The organism is Pseudomonas sp. B10 (assembly GCF_900156235.1).
Lineage (GTDB): Bacteria > Pseudomonadota > Gammaproteobacteria > Pseudomonadales > Pseudomonadaceae > Aquipseudomonas > Aquipseudomonas siliginis.
Map to the genome: position 1 here is coordinate 3,108,637 of NZ_LT707063.1, position 14,452 is coordinate 3,123,088.

A 14,452-nucleotide genomic window follows, 5' to 3' on the forward strand; every position below is an offset into this window, starting at 1 on the left:
AATGGTCACGATCGCTTTCGCGAGCAGGCTCGCTCCCACAGTCTGGACGCATTCCAATTGTGGGAGCGAGCCTGCTCGCGAAGAGGCCAGTCGCCTCAGCGCATTCGCTCAGTCAGTGGGCACCATTTTGTCCAGCACCCGATTCACCGCCATCTCCGCCACCATGACAATCTGCGCGATGCCCTGCAGGGTCTTGCGCTGTGAGCCGTCCACCGAGGCGGCGTGGTTGTGCAACATGACTGTCGCCGAACCCAGGGTTTCACAGGCGTCGGCCAGCAAGGACTCGGTGTCGGCTTCGGGGTTGGCCATGTACAGCGTGCTGGGGGTGTACGGAGGGGCCATGAAGTCAGCGCTGGGCGGGCCGAGGTAATGGTCGAGGGCACGCTCGGCGGCTTCGTGGAATTTCTTTGAGTCGGGGGATTGGTAGGGCGATGCCGGGTCTTTGGTCGGCGGATTGGGCGATGGTTTTTTCATCTTCAGGTTCCGGATAAAGCCGCAACCGCATCTCTGCTAAAAGAAGGGGTGGCAGCTGAACGCAGGTTAGCAGACCGGGGAACCTAAGGAAGCCGGCGCGCCGAAGCGCCCTGCGCACAGCCGCCATCAAGTGCAGACGTGAAGCCTGGCTGACGGTGCTCGTGCAACCTCAGATTTACCACGGGCTGCTAAACCCGATCACTGGGAATCAGTGACCCGATCCAAGTTACGCAGCAAGCCCTGGGCGCACAAGCCGGCGGATTCTGGCGCAGGCGTAGGCAGCGGCGCAAGGATTTGTAGGCTGGTGCGGCGTAACACTGGGTGTCTTTAAACACAGGCGTGGCTTGATGTTGATCGTTCCCACGCTCTGCGTGGGAATGCCTCCACGGACGCTCCGCGTTCGGCTTCTGAAAGGGACGCGGAGCGTCCCGGGCTGCATTCCCACGCGGAGCGTGGGAACGATCAAGCGAAAGCCTTGGATCAGCGGGCCAATCCCGCCTCCACCAACAACTTCTCCAGCCCCAACAAATCCGGCACCTTCGCCACCTGCTCGCCCACCTGCACCGCCGCCTGCTCCAGCGCGCACAACGGCACATCGACATAACTCAACTGACTGTCGAGCTTGTACGACCGAGGAATCCCCTGCACCAACAGGGCGATGAATCTCAGCTCGGGCAAGCCGCCCAAGGCATTCAGAATGACGATCCGCGCCCGTTCGCCGATGACGATTTTCTGCCCGCAGGCCGATTCGAAACTGATCAGCGGAATCTGCCGCTCGCGCCACGTTACCCGGCCCAGGTACCACGGCGGCGTGTCGAGATCGAAGGCGCTGGCCTGGTAGTCGATCAGCTCGGCGATGGCGACATTGGGCAGGATCAGGTTGCGATCGGCCAGCGGCAGCAACAGCCCGGTGAGCTGACTGGTGCGCGGGTTGTGCCGGTGCTCATGCATGTTTCTTGCTCCACTGGGCGATGCTCTCCAGCAACACCGATTCCTGATACGGCTTGCCGAGGTAGTCGTTGACGCCGATGGCCATGGCGCGGTCGCGGTGTTTCTGCCCGGTGCGCGAGGTGATCATGATGATCGGCAAGTGGCGCAGGCGTTCGTCGGCGCGCACCTGGGTGGCGACCTCGAAGCCGTCCATGCGCGGCATTTCGATGTCGAGCAGCATCAGGTCGGGCGTGTGTTCTTCGAGGAGTAGCATCGCATCGACACCGTCCTTGGCGGTCAGCACGTTCATGCCGTGACGCTCGAGCAAACGGCTGGTGACCTTGCGCACTGTTACCGAGTCATCGACGACCATGATCAGCAGCGGCTTGTGCGGTTCGCTGTCGATCTCCGTGCGCGCCGGCTCTTGCGCCAGGCGCGCCTGCATCGCACGGATCGGTGCGAGCAGATCCAGAATCAGCACCACCCGGCCATCGCCGAGAATCGTCGCCCCCGACACGCCCTGCACCGCCGCGAACTGCGGGCCGAGGCTCTTGACCACGATCTCGCGGGTGCCGGCCATGGCGTCGACCAGCACCGCAACATGGCGGTCGTTGCAATGCACCAGCAGCACCGGCAACGGCAGGTTCTGCCCGAGCAGTTTTGGCCGTGGAGCAGTCTTCAACAGCTCGCCGATATAACACAGCTCATAACGCTGGCCGCCGTATTGATAACTCGGCGGATCCTGACGGAAGTGCCCTTCCAGATCATTCGGCAACACGCGCACGATGCCTTCGATGGTGTTCAGCGGGATCGCGTATTGATCCTCAGCGCACTGCACCATCAGCGCGCGGTTGACCGACACGGTGAACGGCAGGCGAATGCGGAAATGCACGCCCTGCCCCGGTACCGAATCGATGCTCATGCTGCCGCCGAGTTGGCGCACTTCTTCGTGGACCACGTCCATGCCGACGCCACGCCCGGAAATCTGGGTGATCTTTTCCGCCGTGGAGAAACCCGGCTGGAGAATGAACTGCAACACATCGCGGTCGCTGATCTCGGCGTCGGGCGCCAGCAAGCCGCGTTTGATCGCCTTGCGCCGCACGGCTTCCAGCGGCACCCCGGCGCCGTCGTCGCGGATGTCGAAAACCATGTCGCCGCCCTCGCGGGACAGATCGAGGGTGATCTGCCCTTGCGCCGGTTTGCCCGCCGCCAATCGCACCTCGGCAGATTCGAGGCCATGGTCGACGGCATTGCGCAGCATGTGTTCCAGCGGCGCGGCCATGCGCTCCAGCACGTTGCGATCCATCTCGCCATCAGCGTTGCCGACGACGAATGCGACATCCTTGCCCAGCTCTTCGGCGACCTGACGAACGATGCGTTTCAGACGCGGCACCATGCGTTCGAACGGCACCATGCGCGTACGCATCAGGCCTTCCTGCAACTCGGTGTTGATCCGCCCCTGCTGCTGCAACAGGTTCTCCGCATCGTGGTTGCGGCGGTCGAGGGTTTCCTTCAGGTCGAGCAGGTCCGAGGCGGATTCGAACAGCGCCCGCGACAATTGCTGCAACTGCGAATGGCGGTCCATTTCCAGCGGGTCGAAATCTTCATAACCGAGGCGTTCGCCATCGACTTGCTGGCGGCTGAGAATGCGCCCCTGGGTTTCCGTGTCAAGGCGGCGCAACTGATCGCGCATACGCTCGATGGTGGTTTCCATCTCGTTGAGGGCAATCTGCGCATCGTTGACCTGCTGCTCGATTCGCCCACGAAAGATCGAGGTTTCCCCGGCCAGATTGACCAGCTCATCGAGCAGTTCGGACGAGACCTTGACCATGTCCGCGCCAGCATCGGCGGCCGGTGGCGCTGCCTCAGGCTTGATGACCGGAGCTGGCGCTGGCGGCGCTTCAACCTGCACCGGGTGACTGAAATTCTGGATCGCATTGATCAGCCGATCGGCCGGCGGGCACGGTTGCCCGGCGCGCACGCCATCGAGCATTTGCGCCAGTCGGTCATGGCCGCGCTGCACCAGCGCGAACAGTTCGGCGGATGGTTGCAGCGCACCGGTGGAAAGACTTTCGTAGAGAAATTCCAGCTCATGGGCGAGGTCGCCGATCGGGCCGATTTCGACCATGCGCGCGCCGCCCTTGAGGGTGTGCAGATCGCGCAGCAGGGTTTCGATTTCCTGCCGGTTGCCCGGCTCGGCCTGCCAGCGCAACAGCGCGGCGCCGGAGCTTTCGATGATGTCGAAACCTTCTTCGAGGAAGATTTCCAACAGTTCCGGATCATGCCCGGCGTTGTCGTGTTCCACCGCTGCGGGGGATGATTCGCTGGCGGCCTGGCCCTGACGCAACTGACGGATCGCGTCGATCAAATCCTGCGCCGGGGTCAGCGCTTGATGCGCTTGCAGTTGCTCCAGCATCAGCGCCAAACGCTCATGACTGTGCTGCAACAGACCTTCGAGCGCGGTGCTGTGGTTGTAGCGTCGATCGACCAGCCCTTCGTAGAGATTTTCCAGTTCCTGGGCGAGGTCGCCGACGGACTCGACTTCGGCCATGCGCGCGCCGCCCTTCAGCGTGTGCAAGTCGCGCTGCAATGACGACAGCGGCGCGGCGTTGTCCGGGTCCTTGCGCCAGCGCTGCAAGGCTTGCCCGGCGCTGTCGAGAATGTCCACCGCCTCTTCGAGGAAGATTTCGACGATCTCGTCGTCAGGCTCGAGGGCGGCAACCGATTGCTGCAATTGCGCGGTGGCGCTGCCCAGTTCGCGAATGTCCAGGGTGCGGCTGCCATCGCTGCGGATCAGGCCCATCGCCGCTGGGTCGAGGCCTTCGTCGAGCAAATCCTGCAAGGCGCGAATCCGCTCCGGCTGCGGGGTGATCTCCTGGCCGGCGGCGAGTTCGTCGAGCATGTTGATCAGCGCTTCGTGGGCCAGTTGCGCTTCGTGAAAAAACCGCTCACTGACCGCCAAGCTGCTTTCTTCCACCGCGCCATACAGGTCGAGCAAGGCTTCGCACAAGCCATCGACCGCCAGCAGATCGGCCAGATGCGCACCTTCGCCCAGAGTGGTCAGCTCATCGAGCAAGGCGCTGAGTTCCTGGCGTTCGCCGGGGTGCTGCTGCCAGCGCTGCAAGAGGTTTTCGGCGTCGAGGAGGATGTCCATGCCCTGGGCGAGGAAGTTGTTGATCAGCTGCGGATCGCGCTTGAGGCGCAGGCCGCTGTCAGCGCCATCGGAGCTGGCTTGCAGGCGCTCGGCGAGCAGCGCTTCGGTGCGTTTGATCAGCGACTGCGCACCGACAATCGGCGCCAGCGGATCGTGTTTGAGCTGGCGCAGGCCGACGCGGAACAGGCCCTCGGCTTCGAGCAGCAGTTCGACCTCGTCCAGATCCAGCGGCAACTGATGCGCTTTGAACTCGCGTGCCAGTTGATCCAGTGAAGCCGCCAGTTCGGCCATCGGCAATACGCCGGCCATCGAGGCACTGCCCTTGAGCGTGTGCAGCGCCCGTTGCAGTTCGTCGCTGGCCGGCAACGGCACCTGTTCGGCGGCCTGATCGAGAAAACGGTTGAGGCTGGCGAGGTGGGTTTCGGCTTCTTTGCGGAAGATTTCCAGCAGCAGCGGATCGAGCGCGGCGACGTCGTCGGTATCTTCGGCAGCCAGCGGCTCATCGCCTTTGGCCAACGCGTGGGCGCGGGCGGCGAGTTGATCGACATCGCTGCGCTGGCGCTGGCGCTGGGTGGCGAATTCGTTGATCAGCTCGGGCAGCAGCAACAGCGTGTCGCCGAGCAACTGGCGCAGCACTGCGCCGGGCTCGACGCTTTGTTCGAGCACGCGGTTGAGCAGGTTTTCCACGGCCCAGGCCAGCTCGCCAAGGACCAACGCGCGGACCATGCGCCCGCTGCCCTTCAAGGTATGGAAAGCCCGACGCAGTTCGGTCAGCGCGGCGCGGTCCTGGGGATTGGCGGTCCAGCGCGGCAGGTATTCGTGGAGGACCGCGAGGACTTCGTCGGTCTCTTCGAGGAACACTTCGCGCAGTTCATCGTCGACCGGCTCTTCATCGGTCGGCGGCGGCATCAGGCTGTCAGGGGTGTTGCGCGCCGGCGGGTTGAGCGCCGACAGCGGGCTGGCCAGCACCTCGGCGAGCGACTGCACGACGTCAGGGTCGTCAAGGGTTTGCAGATCCTGCATGAGCTGCGCTTCGCTGGGGCTGAGTACCTCATCAAGCACCGGCACTTGCGCTTCGCCGGGCTGCTCGTTGGCAAAGAAGCCGAGGCTGGCAAGGCTGTTTTGCGCGACATCGAGCAGATGCTCGGCGGGCGCCTGCGGGTCGTCGCTCAGGCGTTCGAGGTAATACTCGAGGCTGCTGATCACATCGGCCAGATGATCGAGTTGTTCCCAGCCCGGTTCGTGGGCATCGAGCATCAAATGCTCGCGAATGAAACCGTTGCAGGCCTCGACCAGACTCGCCGCACGGGCCAGCGGAATCATCGCCAGCGCGCCGCGCACCTGTGTCAGCAGTTCGGGCAGCGAGTGCAGATGCTGGCGGTCCCAATCGGCGTCGATGTAATCGACGATCATGTCCTTGGCCTGTTGCAGGCAGATGCGCGCTTCCTTGATCACGATCTGATGGATCTGCGTCAGGTCGGTGGTCGGCAGGCGCGCGTCTTCGGCGCTTTGCGTCTCCACCGTGCCGACCATGCCGGCCAGCGTCGCTTCGACGTAGAGCAAGGCCCCGGCGACGTCCATGAGGATCGCGTCGTTCGGTTCGCGCTGGCCTTGGGCGAGGCTGAGCACCACTGCCAGTTGGTCGATGATGACTTTGCGCGGCTGGCCGAAACCCAGCACCGCGAGGGTGTCGGCAATCTGCCGCAGCGGCGCGAGCAGGCTGTCCAGATCCGAAGCGTGCTGGCGGTCGCTGCGCACGAACAGATCGAGGCGCTCCTTGACCCGCACCAGCTCTTCGCACAGCGCCGCCAGCACCGAGCGCATGGCATCGCGGTCGGGGCCGGCGAGGCGCGCGCGTTCTTCATCGACCATCGCGCTGTCGGGCAACGCGTCGTCCAGGGAGTAGCGATCTTTCATGGTCAGCATCTGCCCGGTGGGATGTTCGGCTTTGGCAATATAGAACAACAGGCTTTTCAGCAGCTCGGCCGGCGCCGGTTGATTGAGCCCGACGACGCCTTGCTCGAGCAGGCGCTTGAGCTCTTGGTCGGCGTCCTTGAACAGGCTGCGCAGCGCCGGACTGTTGGCGATGACGCCCTCGCGCATGCCCTCGACCAATGCCGAGGCGATTTGCCACAAAGGGCTCAACGGCGCATCGCCGCTCAGTGCTTCGAGACGGCTGAAGACTTTGGCCAGATAGCCAAGGTGAGTCTGGTCGTCCTGTTCGCGCAGCAGACCGACCAGAGCCATTTGCAGCATCTGCCGCAGTTTGCGCAGCACGTTCGGCAGATCGGGTGGTTCCAATGCCGCGAGCGCCTCGTCGCCGAGCGGCGCCAGCTCGGGCAGTGGCGGGCTGAACAGGCTGGTTTCCGCCAGCAGGCTTTCACCACGGGCGCTACGCAGATCGTTGATCAGCGGCAACACCACCAGCGGCAGGTCGCGGCGGGCGCTCTGCACGCGGTCGAGGTAAAGCGGCAGTTGCCCCAGGGCTTGCAGCATCAGGTGCAAGGCTTCGTCGCGGTGCGATACACGATCATGTTGCAGGGCTTCGACCAAGTGCTCCATTTCTTCGGCAAGCAACGCTGCGCCGTAGAACTCGACCATTTGCAGGCTGCCGTGGACCTGATGAATGTACGCCAGGCATTCGTCCAGCCCGGGGAAGGCCTGCGGATCGTCGAGCACGGCTTCGATCGCCTGATGCGCCAGCCTCAGCGTTTCGGCAATTTCGCCCTTGACCCATTCCAGGGCCACGTAGTCGTGCCGATCACCCATAACCACTCCACTCACGCTTTATCTGTCGCCGCCGGCAAGGTGAAACCGGACACCGAACGGCGCAACTGACTGGCCATTTTCGCCAGGTTGCCGATGCTCTCGGCGGTGGCCGTGGACCCCGACGAAGTCTGCGAGGTGATCTGCTGGATCACGTTCATCGTCAGCGAGATCTGCCCGGCCGAAGACGTCTGCTGTTGCGCCGCGTTGGAAATGCTCTGGATCAGCGCGGCGAGGGTCTTGGACACGCCTTCGATTTCTTCCAGGGCCACACCGGCATCCTGCGCCAGTCGCGCGCCGCGCACCACTTCGGTGGTGGTCTGCTCCATGGAAATCACCGCTTCGTTGGTGTCGGCCTGAATCGCCCGCACCAGGGTTTCGATCTGCCGGGTCGCGGCGGACGAACGCTCGGCCAGCCGCTGCACTTCGTCGGCAACCACGGCAAACCCGCGTCCGGCATCCCCGGCCATCGATGCCTGGATCGCTGCGTTGAGGGCGAGAATGTTGGTCTGGTCGGCGATGTCGTCGATCAGGCTGACGATGTCGCCGATTTCCTGGGACGACTCGCCGAGGCGCTTGATGCGCTTGGCGGTGTCCTGAATCTGTTCGCGGATGTTGTCCATGCCGTGGATGGTGTTGTGCACCACCTCGTTGCCCTTGTTGGCGATTTCCACAGACCGCTCGGCCACCGCCGACGATTCGGCAGCGTTGGCCGAGACCTGATCGATGGACTCGGCCATGTCGCTGATCGCTGTCGAGGCTTCGGAAATCTGCTGGGCCTGTTGCTCAGACGCTTGGGCCAGATGCATGGCGGTGGCCTGGGTTTCCTGCACAGCGGCGGCAACCTGGCCGGCGGTGAGGTTGATGGTGGCGACCAGATCGCGCAATTGGTCGACGGAATAGTTGATCGAGTCGGCGATGGTGCCGGTGAAGTCTTCGGTCACCGAAGCGGTCACGGTGAGGTCGCCATCGGCGAGGTCTTCGATTTCGTCGAGCAGGCGCATGATCGCGTTCTGGTTGCGCTCGTTCTTCTCGGCGGTTTCACGCAATTGGCGATTGGTTTCGCGGACCATGACCAGACCGATGAGGATGATCGAGGCCAGCGCCAGCAAGCCCAGCACATAGCCGCCAATGGTGTCGGTGTTGCGCCCGCCGGCCAGATGCTCGAACCCGGTGGCCAAGTGCGAGGCTTCGTCGAGCAGGGTTTGCGACAGGGTGAAGATGTTGCTCGCCGATTCGCGCACCTGGAACAGCTCTGGCGAGGTTTCGAGGATTTCATCCACGGAGCCGGAAACGAACTGGAACAGCTCGGAGATTTCGCTCAAACGCGCACGGGCGTCGCGGTCTTCGACCTGGCTGATTTTCAGCGCCGGGTTGCCCTGCAACATGCCGTTGAGCACCAGACCGAAACGCGCGGCATCACGGCCAAAGGCGTCGGCGGCCTGCTGCGAGTTTTCGTCACCGGCGAGCACGGTGTTGACGGCACCGAGGATGCGTTCGGCGAGCAACGATTGCCGTTGCGCCATCGCTACCTGCGCCGCCGGAGCGCCGCGCTGGAGGAGGATTTCCACAACTTTTTCGTATTCGATCTGCAACTGCGGCACGGTTTCGGCCAGCGTTGCGGCGACCTGATGCAGCGACAGCACGGTCTGTTCGCTGGTGAGGATCGCATCAGTGTTTTTCAGCAGGCGTTCCCAATCCATTTGCACGGCGCGCATTTCCGGGCGCACGGCGACGGGTGCAGGTGGCAGGCCGGTGTTCGGGTCACCCTTTTTCAGGTAACCCCAGCGCTGGGCAAAATCGTTGCGCGCATCACTGAGCAGTTTGAAGGCGGCCGCCTTGCCCGCCGCCGCTTCGGTGGCGTTCTTGGCGATGCGTTGCGAGAGCACGCGCAGCTCACCGGCATGGCCGATGTACTGCTTGTCGTAGTTCGCCTGGGTGTTGAGGTACGCGAAGTTGGCGAACAGCAGCATGATGAACACGATCAGTGCGATAAACAGCACGATGATCTGTGCGCGGCTGCGCGATGCTTCTGCCGACTTGCCTGTTTTTGCTTTTGTCATCGGTCCTCGCCTTAACCCACACCTTTGAGGCCTGCTGCAATCCCTGTGGGAGGCAACCTCATGATGAAGAAATTTTGTGGCGAGGGGATTTATCCCCGATGGGTCGCGCAGCGGCCCCAAAAACCTGAGTCGTATCGGCTACATCTCAAATACAGGTCTTGGGTCGGCTTCGCCAACCATCGGGGATAAATCCCCTCGCCACAGGTCTGTCTGACCCACAATTTTCCTGATCACATGGCCCATTCCGTCCAATGGGTTCTGTGTTGTTCCTGCTATAGAGCCACACCCATGAACACCGGAGACCTGGCCAGTGCGAACAGGCTGAACACCCGCCAGTTCTGTTCACGGCGGAAATAGCCTTTGACGAATTCGGCCTTGGAGCCCTGGCGCTTGCTGATCGACAGCGGCTCGAAACTGCCTTGCTCGAAATGCTGCAAGCCGATGACTTCGTCGACCATTACCCCGGCGAACACGTCTTCATGTTCCACCACCAATACTCGCCGTTGTTTGCGCAGCGGCGACAGTTCATGGCCGAAGAAGCCGCACAGGTCCATGATCGGCAGCAGCCGCCCGCGCAGGTTAGCCACACCCTTGACCCACGGCTTGACCCCGGGCAACTGGGTGAAGCGCGGCTCATGCAAAACTTCGCTGACTTCGCCCATCGGCGCCACATACCAATGCTCGCCGAGGCGAAAGCCGATGCCGCTCCAGCGATCCGGGCGCGCCGCTTGCGACGGCAGGTCCGCTGCCAGCAGGCGGCAGCGCTGGTCGATCTGCCAGAGCAGTTCGAACGCGGTCAGCGATTCGTTCATGATCGCGCGATCAGCCGTTGAGTACGTTGTTCAGGGTCTTGATCAGGGTGTCTTCGTCGACCGGTTTGGTCAGGTAATCCTTGGCGCCCTGGCGGGTGCCCCAGACCTTGTCGGTCTCCTGATCCTTGGTGGTGATGATGATCACCGGGATGTGCGCAGTGTCGGCATCCTTGGTCAACTGACGGGTCGCCTGAAAACCGTTGAGGCCGGGCATGACAATATCCATCAGTACCGCGTCAGGTTTTTCCTGACGGGCCAGGGCCACGCCGTCGGCGCCGTTCTCGGCCTTGAGCACTTCATGGCCGTGCTTTTCGAGCATGCCGGTGAGTTTGTACATTTCAGTCGGCGAATCATCGACGATCAGGATACGTGCCATGGTCTTCCCCATTTTTCTGGTCGACTGCCGGCCCGCTGGCCGAGCGTCACTGTGCGTGTCTTACTGCGGCAAAACGGCGGCGAAGCCCGGAACATGGGCCTGGATCGCGTTGAGCAGTTCTTCTTTGCTGAACGGCTTGGTCAGAAATTGATCAGAGCCGACAATCCGCCCCTTGGCCTTGTCGAACAGACCGTCCCTGGACGACAGCATGATCACCGGCGTCGCCTTGAAGGCGCTGTTGTTCTTGATCAGGGCGCAGGTCTGATAACCGTCCAGACGCGGCATCATGATGTCGACAAAGATGATCCCGGGATGGTGGTCGGCAATCTTCGCCAGCGCATCGAAACCGTCGATGGCGGTGATCACTTCGCAACCGACATTCTTCAACAATGTTTCGGCGGTGCGGCGAATCGTTTTCGAGTCGTCGATCACCATGACCTTCAAGGCGCTGGACTGCTGTTCCATAAGAGGGTTCTACCGTCGCCTTTGCGAATCAAATTGTCCGTTTTGCTGTGAATAATGGCCTGAAACCCTTGAAACCCATGGGGCGGCGCGATCTGCCAGCCTTTTTAGCACAGTCTCCAGATGCAATCTATCGACGGGTTTTTCCTTGACCCGAAACCCGCCCGGCGCCACTCTGGCGGCACTTTTTCAATACCGATCCGGTAGCCAAATTTCGAGGAAAACCCAATGAGCGTTCGCGTCGGGATTGTCATGGACCCTATCGCCAGCATCTCCTATAAAAAGGATAGCTCGCTGGCCATGCTGCTGGCCGCGCAAAAGCGCGGCTGGGAACTGTTCTACATGGAACAGAAAGACCTGTATCAGGCCGAAGGCCAAGCGCGGGCGCGGATGAGCCCGCTGAAAGTCTTCGCCAACCCGGACAAGTGGTTCGAACTGGACGCCGAGCAGGACAAGCTGCTGAGCGACCTGGACGTGATCCTGATGCGCAAGGATCCGCCGTTCGACATGGAATTCGTCTATTCCACTTATCTGCTGGAACAGGCCGAAGCCGCCGGCGTGCTGGTGGTGAACAAGCCGCAGAGCCTGCGCGACTGCAATGAAAAGCTGTTCGCCACGCTGTTTCCGCAGTGCACGCCGCCGACCATCGTCAGCCGCCGCCCGGACGTATTGCGTGAGTTCGCCGACCATCACGGTGACGTGATCCTCAAGCCGCTGGACGGCATGGGCGGTTCGTCGATCTTCCGCCACACCGCCGGCCATCCGAACCTCTCGGTGATCCTCGAAACCCTGACCCTGCACGGCAAGCAGCAGATCATGATTCAGGGCTACCTGCCGGCGATCGTCGACGGCGACAAGCGCATTTTGATGATCGATGGCGAGCCGGTGGATTACTGCCTGGCGCGGATTCCGGCTCTGGGCGAAACCCGTGGCAACCTCGCCGCCGGTGGCCGTGGCGAAGCGCGTCCGCTGACCGAGAAGGATCGCTGGATCGCCGCCCAGGTCGGCCCTACCTTGCGCGAGAAAGGCCTGCTGTTTGTCGGCCTCGACGTGATCGGCGAGCACCTGACCGAAATCAATGTCACCAGCCCGACTTGCATCCGCGAAATCGACAATGCGTTCGGCACGGACATCGGCGGCATGCTCATGGATGCTATCGAAAAGCAGCTGCAAGCTTCGAGCCGCAAGCCACAAGCTTGAAGCCGGCCCGCGTCAGCTTGAAGCTTGAAGATGCCCCTATGCAGCTTGTCGCTTGAAGCTCGTCGCTTGCAGCTAAAAACCAACATTGCGTTATCATGCCGAGCCCAAAAAAACGCGATGTTGGTTTTTCTACGATGACTCTGCCGTCCGATCTGCCCGCTGAACTCGCCCATCGTGGCGTGCGCCCGGCCGATCGCCTCGGTTTTACCCTGTTTCTCGCGGCGCTGATTCACCTGGCGCTGCTGCTAGGCGTCGGCTTCACCATGGTCGAGCCGCAGCAGATCAGCAAAACCCTGGAAATCACCCTGGCCACCTTCAAGGCCGAGAAGAAGCCGGAAAAGGCAGATTTTCTCGCTCAGGAAAACCAGGAAGGCAGCGGCACGCTGGACAAGAAAGCCCTGCCCAAGACCACCGAAGTCGCGCCGTTCCAGGACAATCAGGTCAAAAAGGTCACCCCGCCGCCCGCCGCCAAGCCAGTGGTGCAGGAAGCCGCCCCGAAGGCAGCGGTGACCACCGTCGCGCCGAAACCGAAAAAGGCGCCGACCAAGAAAGAAGAAAGCAAAACCGAAGTCAAACCGACCGTCGACGCGCCGGTGTTCGACAGCTCGCAGTTGTCCAGCGACATCGCCAGCCTCGAGGCGGAGCTGGCCAAGGAACAACAGCTGTACGCCAAACGCCCGCGCATCCACCGCTTGAGCGCGGCCTCGACCATGCGCGACAAGGGCGCCTGGTACAAGGACGACTGGCGCAAGAAGGTCGAGCGCATCGGCAACCTCAACTACCCCGAAGAAGCCCGACGCAAGCAGATCTACGGCAATTTGCGCCTGATGGTCTCGATCAACCGCGACGGCTCGCTGTATGAAGTGCTGGTGCTCGAATCCTCCGGCCAGCCGCTGCTCGATCAGGCGGCGCAGCGCATCGTCCGCCTGGCCGCGCCGTTTGCACCGTTTACCGGCGATCTGTCGGATATCGACCGCCTGGAAATCATCCGCACCTGGAAATTTGCCCGGGGCGACAAGCTCTCAAGCAATTAAAGACCCTGCAAACCCTGTGGGAGCGAGCAGGCTCGCTCCCACATTGGAATTGTGTTGTCAGCATCTCCAGCTTGTCAGTTCGCCCCTCGAACGCCACACTAGCGCTCATGAAAAACGTCAGCCCCAGCTACCTCAAGCATCACTTCCTGATCGCCATGCCACACATGGCCGACCCGAACTTTGCCCACACCTTGACCTACATCGTCGAGCACACGGCCAATGGCGCGATGGGGCTGGTGGTCAACAGGCCGCAAGACTTGAACCTGGCCGACATCCTCGAACAGCTGCGCCCGGACATCGAGCCGCCGGCGCGTTGCCAGGATGTGCCGATCTTCATCGGCGGGCCGGTGCAGACCGATCGCGGTTTCGTCCTGCACCCGGCGGGCCAGACCTTTCAGGCCACCGCGCAGCTGGACGGCGACCTGGCCCTGTCGACTTCGCAGGACGTGCTGTTCGCCATCGCTGACGGCGTCGGCCCCGCGCAGAGCCTGATTACCCTCGGTTACGCCGGTTGGGAAGCCGGGCAACTGGAAGCCGAACTGGCCGACAACGCCTGGCTGACCTGCCCGTTCAACGCCGACATCCTCTTCAACACCCGCAGCGAATTGCGCCTGGAAGCGGCGGCGCGGCACTTGGGCATCGATCTCAATCTGCTCACCAGCCAGGCGGGTCACGCCTGATGGCCCTACGCCTGATTCTCGGCTTCGACTACGGCACCAAACAGATCGGCGTCGCGGTCGGCCAGGTCATCACCGGCCAGGCCCGCGAGCTGTGCACCCTGAAAGCGCAGAACGGCGTGCCGAACTGGGATCAGGTCGAAGCGCTGATAAAAGAATGGAAACCCGACGCCGTGGTGGTCGGCCTGCCGCTGAACATGGACGGCACGCCCAGCGAGATGTGCGTACGCGCGGAGAAATTCGCCCGCCGCCTCAACGGCCGCTACAACCTGCCCTTCTATACCCACGACGAACGCCTGACCACTTTCGAAGCCAAGGGCGAGCGACTGGTGCGTGGCGGGCAGAAAGGCAGTTATCGCGACAACCCGGTGGACGCCATCGCCGCCGCCCTGCTGCTGCAGGGCTGGCTCGATGAAAACACTGCATTGTTTGAGTCCTGACAAGCGCTTCGGCGCTTTTCTTTTGGTTATAAACCGAGCTTCGTCCGGCAGGACGCAGCACGGA

At 62.4% G+C, this 14,452-nt stretch carries 11 protein-coding genes; 4 read left to right on the forward strand and 7 right to left on the reverse strand.

The annotated features are described in order from the left end of the window. Positions 1-108: 108 nt before the first annotated feature. The 7 genes from BXA01_RS14110 to pilG all read right to left on the reverse strand — a co-directional run bounded on the left by BXA01_RS14110 (position 109) and on the right by pilG (position 11,040). Positions 109-474, reverse strand: coding sequence for a DUF6124 family protein (locus BXA01_RS14110; RefSeq protein ID WP_076564429.1), 366 nt, complete (start codon positions 472-474; stop codon positions 109-111). A 480-nt stretch (positions 475-954) separates the two neighbouring features. After that, entirely contained in the window at positions 955-1,425 is a 471-nt protein-coding gene (locus tag BXA01_RS14115; RefSeq protein WP_076564430.1) for a chemotaxis protein CheW, read from the reverse strand. Next, a complete protein-coding gene (locus BXA01_RS14120) occupies positions 1,418-7,327 on the reverse strand; it encodes an Hpt domain-containing protein (RefSeq protein ID WP_076564431.1) in 5,910 nt (1,969 codons plus the stop codon). Before BXA01_RS14120 ends, BXA01_RS14115 begins: the two co-directional genes overlap by 8 nt. A gap of 11 nt (positions 7,328-7,338) precedes the next feature. Then, positions 7,339-9,387 (reverse strand): methyl-accepting chemotaxis protein, encoded by a 2,049-nt coding sequence (locus BXA01_RS14125; protein ID WP_076564432.1) that lies wholly within the window; start codon positions 9,385-9,387, stop codon positions 7,339-7,341. 272 nt (positions 9,388-9,659) lie between these two features. Further along, positions 9,660-10,199 (reverse strand): chemotaxis protein CheW, encoded by a 540-nt coding sequence (locus BXA01_RS14130; protein WP_016772745.1) that lies wholly within the window; start codon positions 10,197-10,199, stop codon positions 9,660-9,662. Between the two features lie 10 nt (positions 10,200-10,209). Beyond that, entirely contained in the window at positions 10,210-10,575 is a 366-nt protein-coding gene (pilH, locus tag BXA01_RS14135) for a twitching motility response regulator PilH (protein WP_016772744.1), read from the reverse strand. 60 nt (positions 10,576-10,635) lie between these two features. Beyond that, positions 10,636-11,040: a twitching motility response regulator PilG gene (pilG, locus tag BXA01_RS14140; protein ID WP_016772743.1), complete on the reverse strand. Its 405-nt coding sequence runs from the start codon at positions 11,038-11,040 to the stop codon at positions 10,636-10,638. Positions 11,041-11,265: 225 nt separating this feature from the next. Between pilG and gshB the strand changes: the two genes are divergently transcribed. From gshB to ruvX, 4 genes are all read left to right on the forward strand, one after another. Further along, complete coding sequence (gshB, locus tag BXA01_RS14145; protein ID WP_076564433.1) at positions 11,266-12,237, forward strand: glutathione synthase; 972 nt, start codon at positions 11,266-11,268, stop codon at positions 12,235-12,237. 134 nt (positions 12,238-12,371) lie between these two features. Beyond that, positions 12,372-13,271 (forward strand): energy transducer TonB, encoded by a 900-nt coding sequence (locus BXA01_RS14150; RefSeq protein WP_039757551.1) that lies wholly within the window; start codon positions 12,372-12,374, stop codon positions 13,269-13,271. A 107-nt stretch (positions 13,272-13,378) separates the two neighbouring features. Then, a complete protein-coding gene (locus tag BXA01_RS14155; RefSeq protein ID WP_016772739.1) occupies positions 13,379-13,951 on the forward strand; it encodes a YqgE/AlgH family protein in 573 nt (190 codons plus the stop codon). Then, positions 13,951-14,388, forward strand: a complete 438-nt coding sequence (gene ruvX, locus BXA01_RS14160) for a Holliday junction resolvase RuvX (RefSeq protein ID WP_016772738.1) — start codon at positions 13,951-13,953, stop codon at positions 14,386-14,388. Before BXA01_RS14155 ends, ruvX begins: the two co-directional genes overlap by 1 nt. Positions 14,389-14,452: the final 64 nt, after the last annotated feature.